The 15,424-nt window shown below is 56.7% G+C and carries 9 protein-coding genes; 5 read left to right on the top strand and 4 right to left on the bottom strand.

What is annotated here, in order from left to right:
* Positions 1 to 32 precede the first annotated feature (32 nt).
* The 4 genes from IM290_RS08995 to iroB all read right to left on the bottom strand — a co-directional run bounded on the left by IM290_RS08995 (position 33) and on the right by iroB (position 7,320).
* Positions 33 to 989, bottom strand: a complete 957-nt coding sequence (locus IM290_RS08995) for an alpha/beta hydrolase (RefSeq protein ID WP_047746833.1) — start codon at positions 987 to 989, stop codon at positions 33 to 35.
* 83 nt (positions 990 to 1,072) lie between these two features.
* Entirely contained in the window at positions 1,073 to 2,302 is a 1,230-nt protein-coding gene (locus IM290_RS08990) for an esterase family protein (protein ID WP_045615134.1), read from the bottom strand.
* Positions 2,303 to 2,403: 101 nt separating this feature from the next.
* Positions 2,404 to 6,063: a salmochelin/enterobactin export ABC transporter IroC gene (gene iroC, locus IM290_RS08985; protein WP_193041675.1), complete on the bottom strand. Its 3,660-nt coding sequence runs from the start codon at positions 6,061 to 6,063 to the stop codon at positions 2,404 to 2,406.
* Positions 6,064 to 6,204: 141 nt separating this feature from the next.
* On the bottom strand, positions 6,205 to 7,320 hold the full coding sequence (iroB, locus tag IM290_RS08980) for a salmochelin biosynthesis C-glycosyltransferase IroB (protein ID WP_017384908.1): 1,116 nt from the start codon (positions 7,318 to 7,320) through the stop codon (positions 6,205 to 6,207).
* A 667-nt stretch (positions 7,321 to 7,987) separates the two neighbouring features.
* On the opposite strand from iroB, the gene IM290_RS08975 reads away from it, so the two are divergent.
* The 5 genes from IM290_RS08975 to IM290_RS08955 all read left to right on the top strand — a co-directional run bounded on the left by IM290_RS08975 (position 7,988) and on the right by IM290_RS08955 (position 15,421).
* Positions 7,988 to 9,175, top strand: coding sequence for an efflux RND transporter periplasmic adaptor subunit (locus IM290_RS08975; RefSeq protein ID WP_039271269.1), 1,188 nt, complete (start codon positions 7,988 to 7,990; stop codon positions 9,173 to 9,175).
* A complete protein-coding gene (locus tag IM290_RS08970) occupies positions 9,172 to 11,112 on the top strand; it encodes a MacB family efflux pump subunit (protein ID WP_032647803.1) in 1,941 nt (646 codons plus the stop codon). The genes IM290_RS08975 and IM290_RS08970 overlap by 4 nt, the downstream gene beginning before the upstream one ends.
* Before the next feature lie 3 nt (positions 11,113 to 11,115).
* Positions 11,116 to 12,486 carry a TolC family protein gene (locus IM290_RS08965; protein WP_041910708.1) on the top strand — a complete coding sequence of 457 codons (1,371 nt, stop codon included), beginning with the start codon at positions 11,116 to 11,118 and terminating at the stop codon, positions 12,484 to 12,486.
* Positions 12,487 to 12,670: 184 nt separating this feature from the next.
* On the top strand, positions 12,671 to 14,047 hold the full coding sequence (locus tag IM290_RS08960; protein WP_047364631.1) for a glycoside hydrolase family 1 protein: 1,377 nt from the start codon (positions 12,671 to 12,673) through the stop codon (positions 14,045 to 14,047).
* A 51-nt stretch (positions 14,048 to 14,098) separates the two neighbouring features.
* Positions 14,099 to 15,421 (top strand): PTS sugar transporter subunit IIC, encoded by a 1,323-nt coding sequence (locus tag IM290_RS08955; protein WP_040117415.1) that lies wholly within the window; start codon positions 14,099 to 14,101, stop codon positions 15,419 to 15,421.
* The last annotated feature ends 3 nt before the right edge of the window (positions 15,422 to 15,424 follow it).

Below are 15,424 nucleotides of genomic sequence, written 5' to 3'. Positions count from 1 at the left end.
AGGTGTACTGCCCGCGTCAAGGCGGGCAGTGTTTAGCGGCTTAATGAATGACAGCCTGCTGTGTTACCTGCGTTTTCACCACTGATATCTAACAGCGCTCCGCGGAAGGAGGCGTTGAACATCGGCCCGTGTCCCAGGTTTGGGAAATCCCAAAAGGCGGCATTGACGCCTTTATCTTCCAGCGTGGCGAGGGTGGCATGAATTTTCGTCAGCACTCCGGCAGCATGCGTTTCCCGGTTATCGCCCGGTGTCGCCGAACCTTCCATTATCATCAGGCGCCTGGCGCAGTATTGCGACGGCTCAACCGCCGTGATGCGGCTCAGTAGCGCATCATGGCCTCTGCCCAACGACGGGCTGGCGCTGTAATACGTCCGGAAATAAGGGGAAGACAGCCATGCATCCAGCACGAACAGGCCGCCGTAGGAGTGCCCCCACAGGCCGCGACGCTGCCGATCGATATTCAATCCCTGTTCCACCTTTGGCGCTATACGCGTTTCCAGTAACTGGCGGAAGTCGTTGCTACCCCCACTCTTACGGTTAAAACGCCCGTTGCGGGTATCCGTTTTGCCGCTTTCTGCTGCTGGCGTATAGTCGTAGGCCCTGCCGTTGAGATCGAAGGGGAGGTTGGTCTGATACCCGACAGCCACAATCACCGGCGGTGATTTTTCTGCCAGCTGTTTGAGCAGGTCGTCGTTCAGGCGGTCCATAACTGCGTTGCCGTCGAGCATATATAAAATCGGGTAGCCCGACGCCGGTGCGGCTTTATTTGGCACGGCCGTCCATACCCGATAATGGCGGCTGCCATCGGCGGAGTCGAACGAGTTGACGCTGAAATGGTAAAACGCAGAGCCTTTATCGGCGATATTCGGCCCCAGTGGCTGCATATCCGGCTTTGCGAAAGCGTGCGCATTCCAGATAAGGGTGAGACCAGAAAGAAGAGTGACAAGCGCCTTGCGTGAGCGTGTTGGGCGATACTCGCGGGCATACATCTGATGTTTATTCCTTTTCCGCAGGTGACATTTTCTTTATTCAGGAAGCCTGTACAGTTGCCTGAAAGTGTTCGCGGGTCAAGTCAACCCTGGAGTAAACCAAGCCCGTCAATCAGTGCGCCGCGCCACCATGCGTAATCGTGCCCCCCGGTATACATTGCGCAATGGCTGTCGACGCCAGCGGTAAGCAACTGCTGATGCAGCCGCTGAACGTGGGGTACCGTCGAACCTTCCAGCGATCCCACGCACAGGCGGATGCGCACGCCCTGCGGCGGGGCAGAAAGCAGATGTTCGCTCACCCATGACGTATCGGTTTCGCTGAACACGTTTGGCCGGCTGGCACCCTCTGGCGTCCACCACATCGAAGGGGAGTGGCTGAGCGCCAGCCCGAACGTTTCCGGTGCGTAACGAGCGGCCATGAGCGCGCTGACCCCGCCGAGGCTCTGTCCGGCCAGCACGGTGCGCGAACGGTCTGCCCATCGCCGCTGTGGGTGTTCGGCGCGGATCGTCGGCAACAACTGGCCGGCGATATCCTTTATCAGCTCGCTGCGCCCGCCGAGTATCGCAGTTCGCTCGTGTTCATCGATATTGTCGATGCCAAGTACAGCCACAGGCACGATGCGTCCGTTGTTTATGGCGGCGTCAATTGCCGCGCATACGCCAAGGTGATCGAACCAGGTTTCACCATCGGGCAGTACCACCAGGCCGAGGGGCTGCGAAACATCAACGTCCGGCAGATAGAGCCGAACCCGGCGCGATTCCCCGGCGAGAGTGCGCGCCGAGGTAAGCAATTGTCCGCTGGGTGACCCGCCGCGCCATTCGGACTGGGCGGGGGCTTTATCAAGCGCCAGCACCGACTCCTGTGTGCTTCCCCGAACGTTGATCCCCGGCGTTTTGTTTAGCGGATCGGCGTGCCCGACGAGGGTAGCAAAGCGGCCTCCGGACTGTGCAATCGTCTCGGCCGGGGTGCCGGGGGGGATTTCCACCAGCGAATAGGAGCCGCAGTAGCTTGCGGGTAAACGCAGTGTCAGAGTCCAGATATCCGTCGCGGGAAGGGCGGTCATCATCCCTTTCGCCACGTGCTCTTTATCCGTCACCCGATTCAGACGCAGATAAACGCCCTGTAGAGGGTGCCTGGCGCGCCACAGAAATGTCACATCACGCTCGTCTTTCGCTCCGTCGACTGGCGTCACCAGCGGTACATTTAGCGACTCAGCGTCTCGCCAGAAGTCAGAAAGGTTAGCAATGTGGCCTGCTGCCAGCTGGCTGCGCAGCCTGGCGATAGCAGAGGGATGTTGTTGCATGTTCAGCATTCACTCTCTTTGAATATGAAGGGTGTCAGTATAAATAGCTAAAGCGGCTATTCCGGGAACAGCCGCTTTAGCGCGTGTTTTGTAATGTCTTACGTGCGCAATTACTCTTCCACGATTTCCCCCGTGATGTCGTGGTGGCGATGGGGAACAGAGCTGCCGACGCTGTCATGCCACAAGCGGGTGTAGAGGCCGCCGGCCGCTAACAGCTGTTCGTGGGTGCCGTATTCCGCAAGCTGCCCCTTATCGATAACGGCAATCAGATCGCAGCGCTGCGCGGTGGTCAGACGGTGCGCCACAATCAGCGCCAGGTGCTTCCCGGCGTGCGCGACGTCTGTTAACGATGACATCAATCGCTCTTCGGATGTGCGATCCAGGCGTGACGTGGCTTCATCGAGCAGCAGGATGTGAGCATTCGCCAGTTGTGCGCGGGCCAGCGCAATCAGCTGGCGCTGACCTGCGGACAGATCGGCACCGCCGTTATTCACCGGTGTGCGGAATCCCTGCGGCAGATTGCGCACCGTCTCATACAGCCCTGCCTGTTGAGAGGCAATCTCAATGTCGTCATTGGTACTGGATGGCCGTGAATAACGAATGTTTTCCGCGATATCACCACTAAACAACGCCACATCCTGATCGACCAGCCCAATCTGGCGACGGTAATCGGCAAGCGAGGCATCATCAATTATCCGATCGCCAATGCTGATCCTGCCGTGGGTGGGGGAATACAATCCGGCGATCAGCTTAATCAGCGTTGACTTACCCGCACCGCTGCGACCAACGACCGCGACGACCCTTCCCTCAGGGATTGTCAGGGTAAGTTTGTTCAGCGCGGGTTCAGGGCTGTCGGGATAACTGAACGTGACCTCATCAAGATGCAGCGCGCCGGTGGCGGGCGGTGCGGAAGAGGGCTCGATGTTCTCTGTGCCTTCGGTCGCCAGCAGTTCATTGATATGTTTGCCGCTGGCCGTCGCCTGCTGCCAGGCGTCGACAATTCCTGATAACTGCTGCACTGGCCCATAGAATTGCCCCAGCAGCAGGAAGAAAGCCGCCAGCACCCCGGCGGTCATTTCGCCTTCGGCGACTCGCGATGCACCCACCAGAAGAACGGCGGCATAGGAGGCCTCGGTGCAGAAGGTCAGGAACGGGAAATAGACGGCAAGGTATTTTTGCGCACGTACGCGGGTCGCACGGAACCGATCCGATAACGCGCGCAGCCGGGCGGCTTCCTGTTCCTGCTGGCCATGCGATTGCACAACGCGCAAGCCGGAGACTTTCTCCTGCAGGGTGCTGTTGACTTTGCCTATTTCCAGCCGCGCCTGCGCATAAGCAGGGGAGCTGAGGCGGCGATAAATCCAGGTTGCCAGTGCGACCACTGGCACCGCGCTTAATGCCGTCAGCGCCAGGAGCGGGTCGAGCCAGAACATGGCGGCGGCGATGGCGAACATTGTCACCAGGCTGGTGGCTGCACCGGCAAGGCCGTTTTGCAGAAAGCGGGCGAGAGAGTCCACATCTACGGTCATGCGGGTCAGACGCGAATCGACATGCTTTTCATGCCAGGGGAGACCAAGACGCAGCATATGGCCGAAGCTGCGCAAGCGCACCGTATGCTGGACTGACTCTGCCGCTCTGGCGGCGAAGACAGTCTGTAGTGAATAACAGCACCAGCTCACGGCCACCAGGCACAGGGCGAATAGGGCACAGAGGCCGATAGTCGACATATCGCCTGTGGCAACGCCGGAGTCAATGCCGCGCTGCAGCAGTATAAGTACCCCGACGCCTGCCGCCGAATCGAGGGCGATCAGCAGGGCGGCGATGACGAACATCCACGCCACGGGCTTCAGCAGCGACGTGACTTTGCGGCCTTTACCGGCCAGCGCCTGCTGTACTGCATTTTCCGGCACGCGCGTCATACGGGCGACAAAGCCTTTATCCCCCGTCTGCGCCGCATCGTCTTGTGGCGCTGGTACGGCCGGCCACAATCCGTTAGGCCCACTGTGGGAAGGCGCGAGGAAATCGCCGTCACCGGTCATCAGCGCGCGGAACGCCGGACAGCGCGCTTCAAGTTCTGCCTGGGTTCCGGTGTCCACCACCCGGCCCTTATCCAGCACCACAATCCGGCTGGCTAACTGAAGCGTCGAACGGCGTCGGGCAATCACCAGCAGCATATGCTTTTCGTCAGCATAGCGACTCAGCGCGGTGTTGATCTCCGCTTCAGTACCGGCATCGACCGCCGAGGTGGTGTCATCGAGGATCAACACTTCCGGCGCGGTAATGAGCGCCCGTGCCAGCGCGATTCGCTGCCTCTGTCCGCCGGAAAGATTTGTACCGCGTTCGGTTAATTGGGTATCGAAACCTTTCGGCAGGGCGTTGATAAAATCGCTGGCTCCTGCTGCCCTCGCCGCGAGGCGAATGTCGTCCGCCGTTGCCTGAGGGTGCCCGTAGGCGATATTTTCCGCCACCGTACCGGCAAACAGAAAAGCATCCTCAAACACAACGCCTACCCGACGACGAAGCGCCTCCAGCCTGAGATCGCGGAGGTTCTGTCGGCCTGCGCTGGTGTTGAGCCATATCTCTCCGGCGCTGGGATCGTAAAAACGCGCCAGCAGCATCAGCAGCGTGGATTTCCCGGAACCCGATGCGCCCACTACCGCCACGGTTTCACCGGCGTGCAGGGAAAAGGAGACATCGCTGAGGATGCGTCTGCCGCCACGGTACTCGAAGCTCATATTCTCCAGTTGCAGCCCGATAACCTGACCGTTAACCGCCTCCGTCCCGTCTTCCATCTGCGAACGGGTGTCGATCAGAGCAAACACGCGCTCCACGGACGCCTGGGTGCGCTGGGCGATAACCAGAAACGATGCCAGTACACGGGTTGGCCCGGTCAGCATCGCGAGGAAGCTGGCAAACGCCACGAAGGTGCCGAGATCGATGCGCCCGTGCATAACCGACCAGCCGCCGTAGCACAGCAGGACGATTTGCCCGAGCACCGGTAGCGCCAGCATGGTGGCACCTGGCATCGCCTGCGAGATGGCCGCGCCGATGCGTACCCGCACCATCTGCCGCGACTGGCGATCCAGCCAGCGTGTTTCACGCAGCTCCGCCACGCAGGATTTTACCACTGAGATCTGCGCCAGCACTTCGCGCATATGTTCGGTGAGATTTGCCAGTCGGTCCGAGGCCAGCCCGGTTTGCGCGAAGACCCGGCGACGCGCGCGCAGCGCAGTGATCGCCAGGCACGCCAGTACGCACACGACGATGAGCGTCATGGCGGGTGACATCCACAGCATCACGGCAATGCCGGCAATGTAATAAGTGAACACCGCCAGCGGCACCGGGCACATCTGCAGCAGGGTATGCACCTGCTGCAGATCGCTGTTGGTCCGTGAAATCACCTGCCCGGTGCGCAGTGCGTCCTGGCCTGCGCCGTCAAGTTTTTGAATACTGTCGAATGCCCGTCCTCGCAGGGTGTGCTGCACCCAGAGCGAGAGCTCCCCGGCATAACCGCGGCGCACGTAGTTACCGATGAAATCAAAAAAGGCAATCAGCAATAGCCCGCAGGCCAGCCACGGCAGACGAGTCGGATTGCCCGCCAGCGCGTCGTTCACCGCTTGCCTTGTCAGCAACGGCGTCAGCGCGGCCAGCAGAATGGTCGAGACCGACGCTACCACTACGATGATGCTAAGTTTCTTACGTTCCCAGCACACGCGTGCCAGGCGAACTATCCAGGACCGCGCAGGAGTGGGAGAGTGAGTCGCAGGCATTAAGCCTCCTCCGTCTGTAAACAATAGGATCCAAGTCGGATCGCTGTGCAAAAAAAAGCGCCAGCCCGATCCGGTCCCGCATTGTTACGGGCGTATCTCCTGGATGCGTGCTGGCGTATGATCGTCATGACGGCGTAGTGGCTACCCTTTCTGTACCCTCGCGATCAGGCTTTTCGCCACCTCGCTGGGACAGGGTTGCGCTGCCATTTCCGCCGCTACCTCTTCAGAGGCGTCGCGAAGCGCGCGATTGTCGAGGAAAGCATTGATCATGCTGCTCGACAGGCCGTCGTCGCCGGGGATGATCCCGCAGCCGCGTTCGACAACAGCGCGGGCATTTACCGGGCGATCGGCACCCTGGCCGAAGACGATCTGTGGAATACCGGCGTGCAGCGCCGTCAGGGTATTGCCCGCGCCACCATGATGAATGAAGCCATCTGCGCCGTTCAGGAAGGCTCCCATGGGTATCCAGTCGACCAGGCGAACATTTGAGGGCAGTGAGCGCAGATCCGACCGCGCATTGGCCGAAAGATGCAGGATGATCTCGGCATCGACTTCACTGGCGGAATCCATCACCCAGGCGATCAGGTCAAGGCCGTCGACCATCGGTTTGACGGTACCGAGACTCACCAGAAGACGTTTACGGTCGGGCGTCCTCTCCCACCACGGTTCCCACACCGCGCCGCCGTTGTACGGGACGTACTGCATGGGAATAATGGGTTCTCCGTCGTTTTCAAGAATGCTCATGCTCGGTGGTGTTACGTCGATCCAGGCCATATCGCGCGGTGCGGCCCCAACGCCGTGGCGATGATAGGCGTCCGCGAGCGAACGCGTTACGCCTTTGATATGCCAGGGCGTATGGCCGAAGCCGACGGTTTGCATTACGACCGGTATATCGTATTTGGCGGCAATCAGAGGCCCGATGACGCCGAGCGGCGGGTAGATGATGAGATCGGGCCGCCAGTGTCCGGCAAACTCCACCAGGTGGTCGGCCATCTCTTCGCTGAAGAATGAGAAGTTGCCCATTTTTGTGCCGATGTTGCTTTCTTTTCGCTGTGCCTCGCGGCGGCGATAGTCAGCTTCAGAATCAAAACCGGGTGCGGCGTCAAATACCACCAGCCCTGCTTCTGCCGCTTTTTGGGCGAATTTTCCTCCGCTGGCGATCAGCACTTCATGGCCGTTAACGCGAAACGCCTGTGCCAGAGACAGCACAGGATACAGCAGCCCATAGAGAGGCGGGCCTACAAACAAAATACGCATGAGAAAATCCCTCTCCGCTTGACGAACTAAATCAGGAAGTCGACGCAGTCATATGCCAGCAGCAGGACGTTAATTTTCGTTAAGCCTGCTTTGACAGACGCCGCGTCCTTTTTGAGTTTCACCAGCCTTACGAACGGTCCTGTCGCTGACTATTCCGTGACGTAGGCTGGTGAATCGGGAATTCCTTGTCCCGGCTTCCATTAACGCTTACGCGCCGTTGTCCTTTTGAACAGCCCAGGCGTCGTGCTGCCACGCCGCGGTGTTCAGATGCATTTGTTGAGTGTGAGACCGTTCAACAAACCTGGAGAGGCTTGTTTCCTGATACCTCTGTATACCTTGCCAGATAAACCATCAGTGCAAATGCTAATGATAATAATTACTATTATCATATGTGAGTTGCAACTATAATTAAGCACTTAATGCACAATGAATCGATTATGGGAAAAATCGCAGGTGGGGCTCAGCAAAAGGGGACTCTGTGGATTTAGGCACAAAATCCCACGCTTGCGGCGGTTTACAGGCGGACCTGGTGATTCTGTGTAATTGATGGCGGGGGTCTACGATGACGCTACTTCACCAAATAGCGCGGGTTTACCTCCCGTAAATACTGGCGATGTTACTATGATGCCTGATTCACTGCTGTTTATCGTTATGGAAAACCTGCGTAATGTTAACAAAATTCCCTCCCCGACGCGTAATGACCTGTGCTGCGGCTCTGCTAATTATTTTTAGCATCGCCTTGTTTTTCTTCCTGAGAAGCCCCGAGGTTCCTGAGTATGTTACCGCTCCAGTACGCATCGGCGATATTGAAAACGCCGTACTTGCTACCGGTCGAATTGATGCGATTGAGCGGGTCAACGTTGGGGCACAGGTTTCTGGCCAGGTTAAGTCGCTGAAGGTGAAGTTAGGCGATCGTGTCACTAAAGGGCAGCTCATCGCTGAAATTGATGACGTGCCGCAGCGGAATGATTTACGCAACGCAGAAGCTGCTCTCAACGTGGTAAAAGCGGACCTTCAGGCTAAGCAGGCGCAGTTGAAGCAAGCCTCATTGCGTTTTAAGCGCCAGCGCCAGATGTTAAATGAGGATGCCAGCTCGAGAGAAGATTTCGAAACGGCTGAAACCACGCTGGCCAGTACCCGCGCTGAGCTATCGGCACTGAATGCCAAACTCGTCCAGGCGCAAATTGATGTCGACAAGAAAAAGGTCGATTTGGGTTATACAAAAGTTGTTGCTCCCATGGACGGCATTGTTATTGCCGTTGTCACCCAACAGGGCCAAACGGTTAACTCCAGCCAAAGTGCGCCGACCATTATCAAACTCGCGCGTCTGGACGTGATGACAATTAAAGCCCAGATCTCTGAGGCGGATATCACGCGAATTTCACCGGGACAGAAAGCCAGATTCACCATTTTCTCTGAGCCGGATAAGCATTATGACGCCACGTTACGTACCGTTGAACTGGCACCTGAGTCGGTTATGAAAGATGATAGCCTTGCCAGCAGTAGCTCAGCCTCAGGGTCAGGCACGTCAAATGCTTCGGTGTACTACAACGCGCTGCTGGATGTCCCCAATCCAGAAAATCGGCTGCGAATTGCCATGACAGCACAGGTGACCTTGCTGGCTGGAGAAGCTAAAAATACGTTACTGGTGCCGATTCAGGCTGTGCACAAGGTGAGTGGCAACAAGCAGCAGGTGCAGATATTGACCAGTGATAAGCGGCTGGAAACCCGTGAGGTCAAAACCGGCATTACTAACAGTGTGGATATCCAGATCCTGGACGGTGTAAAAGTCGGGGAACATGTTGTGTTATCGCAGCCGGGTGAAAAAGCGCCCGGGGAAGGGTTTGTATCTTGAGTAATATCATAGAACTCAAGGGCATCAGCCGCACCTACAGGAACGGTGGACAGGATCTCACCGTGCTTAAAGGGATTGATTTGACTATCGCTGCTGGGGAGATGGTCGCGATCATCGGCGCCTCCGGTTCCGGTAAGTCAACCCTGATGAATATTATGGGCTGTCTCGATGTCCCTGATTGTGGCGATTACTATATCAGCGGTCAAAATGCCGCCCAGCTTTCACCTGACGATCTGGCAAGGATCCGCCGTGAGCACATCGGTTTTATCTTCCAGCGTTATCATTTAATGCCCGACCTGAGCGCGTTAAGTAACGTTGAAATTCCGGCGATTTATGCCAATAGTGAGCGCGAAAAGCGCCGTCTGCGCGCGGCGACATTGCTTGGAAGACTCGGGCTGGAAGGTCGTGAACATCATAAGCCGGGAGAGCTTTCAGGCGGCCAGCAGCAGCGTGTGAGTATTGCCCGCTCGCTGATTAACGGCGGTGAAATCATTCTGGCGGATGAACCCACCGGCGCGCTGGATACGCAGTCCGGTCAGGAGGTACTGTCAATACTCAGTGAACTGAATCAGCGTGGCCATACCGTGGTTATGGTGACACATGATATGAAGGTAGCGCAGCATGCTAACCGTATTATTGAGCTGCGTGACGGTGAAATTATTTCTGATACCGGCAGTCGTGTTACCTCCGGGGTTGCCCTTAAACGACCTGACAGCGTTCAGCAAAGCTGGTGGCAAAGTATTGTTGACCGCACCCGTGAATCCCTGCACATGGCGTTAAAAGCGATGAATGCGCATCGCCTGCGCACGACGTTAACCATGACGGGCATTATTTTTGGTATCGCCGCGGTTGTTACGGTGGTGGCACTGGGTGAAGGCGCGAAACAGCGAACCCTTGATAATATCAAGGAGCTTGGAACCAACGTGGTGAGCATCTACCCGGGAAGGGATTTCTTTGACGACAGCACTGAAGCCATTCGTACACTCGTCCCGGCAGACGCCGAAGCATTAGCAAAGCAGGGGTTTGTTGACAGCGTCAGCCCCGAAGTTAACGCTTCCGACAACATTCGCTTTCTGGGTAAATCCGCTACCGCCACGATCAATGGCGTTGGGCGCGATCATTTTCGCGTAAACGGTATTGAACTGTTGCAGGGATCAACTTTCCAGGACGATCGAAATGCCTCGCAGGAAGTCATCATTGATGAAAACGCCCGCAAGGCGTTATTTGACGATGCGGGACTCAAGGCACTTGGGCAAATCGTTTTTCTGGGTTCCGTGCCTGCACGGGTTGTCGGCATCGCCAAAGGGAACAGCCGAAGCTATGCGCCTAATCGCATTAACGTCTGGATGCCTTACAGCACGGTGATGTATCGAATGACAGGAAAACCGGTGTTGACCAGCATCAGCGTAAGGCTTAAGGATGATGTTGCCAACGAGGCAGCGGTCAGCGCTATTTCTCAGCTTCTCACTCAACGCCACGGCGTGAAAGACTTCCAGCTTTATAATTTCGAGCAGATTCGACAATCAATAGAACGGACCTCAATGACCTTTAGCATCCTGATTCTGATGGTGGCCTGCATCTCGCTGATGATCGGCAGCATTGGGGTGATGAATATCATGCTGGTGTCGGTTACGGAACGGACCCATGAGATTGGCGTACGAATGGCGGTCGGTGCGCGTCAGGGCGATATCATGCAGCAGTTTATGATTGAGGCTGTGCTGGTATGTCTAATAGGCGGAGTGTTAGGTATTGCACTGTCGTATGCCGCCGGAGCGTTGTTCACCGCGCTGGCAGGGGGCATTTTCACCGCCATTTATTCGTGGCAGGCCGCTGCTGCCGCATTCTTCTGCTCAACTTTAATCGGCATGATCTTTGGTTATCTCCCTGCCCGCAAGGCAGCAAGGATGGATCCGGTCGTTTCACTGGCCAGCGAGTAACCCATGAAAATATTATCCCCTTTAACGGTATGCCTTGCTGTCCTGCTTAGTGCTGGCTGCGCCGACTCTCTGAAGAGCGACTATCAGCCTCCTGAGGTGAAATACCCTGCCAACTGGTATCAGGCGGATGCTGCGGAGGAGAGGATGCCGTTCGACTGGCAGGCCTTTAACGATCCAGACCTCGACGGCTGGCTGCGGCAGGTGATGGTGCGCAATAACGATGTCGCTGGAGCAGTATTGCGTGTTTATCGCGCCCGCCTGGAAGAAGAGCGGATTGGCATCACAAACGATCCGGGACTAAAAGGTTCGCTCGCGCTTGACGGTAAAAAACAGCTGAACAGCTCAGCCCACTGGAGCAGGGGCAGCGTTGCCAGTATTAATACCAGCTATGAGCTGGATCTGTGGGGCAAAATAGCGCGGCAGCGCGATGCGAAGGCGTGGGCACGTTTTGCCTCGGAAGAGGATCTGCGTTCTGCACGCCTGACGCTGCTTTCAAATGCCAGTAATAATTACTGGCGCTTAGGCTTTATTAACCAGCAGCTGTCTGTCCTGCAACAAAGCATCGACTATGCAAAAGAGACGCTGCGCCTGGCTAACGCGCGTTATGCCGCGGGCGGTGCCTCCTCTCTGGATGTTGTGGATGCTCAGCAGGGCGTGCTTTCGCAGGAAAACAGGCTGGCGGCGTTGAAGAATGAACGTTTACAGGCGCTCAATCAGCAAGCCGTTTTGCTTGGAACCGCGCCGGGCAGCGCGATAGTCGAACCGAAAACGTTACCAATGGGACCACTGCCGCAGGTCAGTGGAAAGATCCCGGTCAACGTGCTGCGGCATCGACCCGATATCAGCGCTAAAGAGTGGCGGGTACGGGAAGCATTGGCCACCGTTGATGTCCAGCGTACTGCATTTTATCCAGCGTTTAGTCTGACCGGCTCGCTTGGCACCAGCAGCAGCAGCCTTATGGCCTTCCTGGAAAATCCTGTAGGCTCTGTTGGAGCAAACCTGACCCTGCCGTTCCTGGAATGGAGAGAAAGGGGCATGGACGTGAAGATTGCCCGCAACGACTACGAGCAACGGGTTCTGGAGTTTAAACAGGAACTTTACAAGGCGATGAGTAGCATAGAAGATGCGCTTGCTTTGCGTCATCAACTCCTGGAACAGGAGACGCTTCTACGTGAAGGCCTGGAACTGGCGAAAAAATCAGAGAGGTTAAACGAAGTTCGCTATCGCCAGGGCGCGGTGCGAATTTCTTTCTGGCTTGATGCTCAGGAGAAACGCCGTCAGGCCGAACTGGCACTGTATGAAAATCGCTTTAACCAGTTAAATAATCTGGCAAAAATCTATATGGAGTTCGGCGGTTCGGTATCTTTCCCCTGAATTGCGCAGACTCATTTACGTCTGGCAGCAATATGACTTGCTGCCAGGGCGCAGTTCGCAAGACATCCCTCGTCATTATTCAAACCCATCTCACAAAAATCGTTCCTCCCCTTTGATCGAAATTTCATCTCCGGCTATATGACTAGTCATATCATTTAAATGACTAGTCATATAGGAGGCAACCATGAATCAATCACTGCCAGCCAACTTCTTATGGGGCAACTCGGTGTCGAGCATGCAGACGGAAGGGGCCTGGAATGAGGGCGGAAAGGGGATGTCGGTGTATGACATTCGCGAAGCCGGTGAAAATATCTCTGACTGGAAAGTGGCCACCGACTCCTACCACCGCTACCGGGAAGATTTCGACCTGATGCAGGATCTGGGCATGAACTGCTACCGCTTCCAGATCTCCTGGAGCCGCGTCTGCCCGCAGGGTGACGGCGAGTTCAACGCCGAAGGCATCGCGTTTTATGACCGTTTTATCGACGATCTGATCGCCCGCGGTATCGAGCCGATGGTCTGCCTCTACCACTTCGATATGCCGCTGGCGCTGGCGCAGGAGTACAACGGATTTAACGATCGTCGCGTGGTGGAGGCGTTTATCCGCTACGGCAAAAAGATGATCGACTGCTACGGTGACCGGGTGAAGTACTGGCTGACCTTTAACGAGCAGAATATTTTCCACATGCCGATAGCCTTTCGCATCTCCGGCTATATGAAGGGGGAGGAAACCCTGCGCGATCTGTACGAAGTGCAGCATCACACCATGGTGGCGCACATGGCGCTGACCGAGTACCTGCACCAGACTAAGCCGGGCAAGCTGATGGGCGGCATGCTGGCGCACCAGCTGATTTATCCGGCCACCTGCAAACCACGTGACATCTTCTGCGCCCAGCAGTACGACGAATTCCTCAACCAGAACCTGCTGCGCGTCTTCGCGGGCCAGGGCTACAGCCCGGCGGTGATGGCGGTGGTGGAGCAGGAAGGCTTCGGCGATATCTACCGCGCAGACGATCTCGCGCTGTTTGCGCGCACGAAGAACGACTTTATGGCCTTCAGCTACTACGCCAGCAAAACGCTGGACAGCGATGCCATCCCGGAAGGCACGCCGGTGAACTATTACCTGCTGCACGGCGAGAAAAACAATCCGTACCTGAAGGCCACCGAGTGGAACTGGCAGATCGACCCGCTGGGCTTTCGCACCATCATCACCCGCTATGCCAACGACTGGCGGATGCCAGTATTCCCGATTGAGAACGGCATTGGGGTGATTGAGTCCTGGGATGGCGTAAACCCCATAGAGGATACCTACCGCATCGACTACCACCGGGCGCATATCGAGGCCATGAAAGAGGCGATGTTCGAGGACGGGGCAGAGGTATTGGGCTATCTCGGCTGGGGGTTGATTGACATTCTTAGCTCGCAGGGTGACATGCGCAAGCGCTACGGCGTGGTCTACGTCAACCGTGAAAATCACGACCTGAAAGACCTGAAGCGCGTGCCGAAGAAGAGCTATGCGTGGTTAAAACAGGTTATCCATACCAACGGACGCGAGATGTAAGCCGTACGCTGCCGGGCCGTTTTTGTGACTGATTGATGGGAACTATCCGCTATGTCTGAAACAAAAATAACACCGCACATGCAGTCTTTTGTCGATAAATTTGTTGAGTTCTCAGCGCGCCTGGCAAACCAGGTGCATCTTCGCTCCCTGCGCGATGCCTTCGCCACGGTAATGCCGATTTTCATCCTTGCCGGTCTGGCGGTGCTGGTGAATAACGTGGTGTTCCCGTGGATTTTTGCGGGCGACACGCTTACGCAGTTTAAGGTGTGGGGCGAGGCGATCATCAACGGCACGCTGAACATCGCCGCGCTGCTGCTGGCGCCGATGATCGCCTGGTCGCTAGCGCGCAACAAAGATTTCGACAATCCGGTCTCGGCAGTGGTTATCGCCGTCAGCAGTTTCATCATCATGATGCCGATGCGCTTACAGATTACCCCCGTCGGCAGCGACGCCACGGTAAACGTTACCCAGGTGCTGACGTTCGCCAATATCGGCTCCACCGGGATTTTCGCCGGGGTGCTGATTGGGCTGCTCTCAACCGAGCTGTTTATCGCCATTTCACGGCTGAAGGCGCTGCACATTTCGCTGGGGGAGAACGTACCGCCAGCGGTGAGCAAATCCTTTACCGCGCTGATCCCGACGATCCTCACGCTCTCCCTGTTTGCGGTGCTGGCGGCCATACTGGCGAACGTGCTGCACACGGATCTGATCCATCTCATTACGACATTTATTCAGCAGCCGCTGCGGCTGATCAACACCAGTCTGCCCGGGACGATCTTCATTTACAGCTTCGGTAACTTCCTGTTCACGCTCGGTATTCATCAGTCGGTGGTCAACAGCGTGGTGCTGGAGCCATTCCTGCTGATCAATACCAATGAGAATATGCTGGCCTTTGCCAACGGCCAGCCGATCCCGCACATCATCAACAACATCTTTGTGCCGACCTTTGGCATGGTGGGCGGGACGGGCAGCACAATCTCATTGCTGATTGCTATCTTCATCTTCTCAAGACAGAAATCAGCGAAGCAGGTGGCGCGTCTGTCGCTGGCGCCGGGTCTGTTTAACATCAACGAGCCGGTGATTTTCGGCCTGCCGATAGTCTTTAACCTGCCGCTGATGATCCCGTTTGTGCTGCTGCCCGCTATCGGGATTTACTTTGCGTGGCTCTGTACCACGCTGGGGCTCATGTCGCGCTGCGTGGTGATGATCCCGTGGACGACCCCGCCGATCCTCAGCGCCTGGCTGGCGACGGCGGGGGACTGGCGGGCGGTGGTGGTGCAGTTGGCAATCATCGTATTTGGTGTATTCTTCTACCTGCCTTTCCTCAAAGTTGCCGAGCGAGTGGCGTTGAAAAACAGCGGGACAGAACACTAATTT

The organism is Enterobacter cloacae complex sp. S1 (genome assembly GCF_014930525.1).
In the GTDB taxonomy this organism is placed as follows: domain Bacteria; phylum Pseudomonadota; class Gammaproteobacteria; order Enterobacterales; family Enterobacteriaceae; genus Enterobacter; species Enterobacter hormaechei_C.
This window is presented reverse-complemented; position numbering and strand designations above follow the sequence as displayed.

Bases quoted from the DNA above. Each gene is read 5' to 3' on its own strand.
- IM290_RS08960 (WP_047364631.1), top strand. From the start codon at position 12,671: ATGAATCAATCACTGCCAGCCAACTTCTTATGGGGCAACTCGGTGTCG.
- iroB (WP_017384908.1), bottom strand. From the start codon at position 7,320: ATGCGTATTTTGTTTGTAGGCCCGCCTCTCTATGGGCTGCTGTATCCT.
- IM290_RS08955 (WP_040117415.1), top strand. From the start codon at position 14,099: ATGTCTGAAACAAAAATAACACCGCACATGCAGTCTTTTGTCGATAAA.
- IM290_RS08990 (WP_045615134.1), bottom strand. From the start codon at position 2,302: ATGCTGAACATGCAACAACATCCCTCTGCTATCGCCAGGCTGCGCAGC.
- IM290_RS08975 (WP_039271269.1), top strand. From the start codon at position 7,988: ATGTTAACAAAATTCCCTCCCCGACGCGTAATGACCTGTGCTGCGGCT.
- IM290_RS08995 (WP_047746833.1), bottom strand. From the start codon at position 989: ATGTATGCCCGCGAGTATCGCCCAACACGCTCACGCAAGGCGCTTGTC.
- IM290_RS08965 (WP_041910708.1), top strand. From the start codon at position 11,116: ATGAAAATATTATCCCCTTTAACGGTATGCCTTGCTGTCCTGCTTAGT.
- iroC (WP_193041675.1), bottom strand. From the start codon at position 6,063: ATGCCTGCGACTCACTCTCCCACTCCTGCGCGGTCCTGGATAGTTCGC.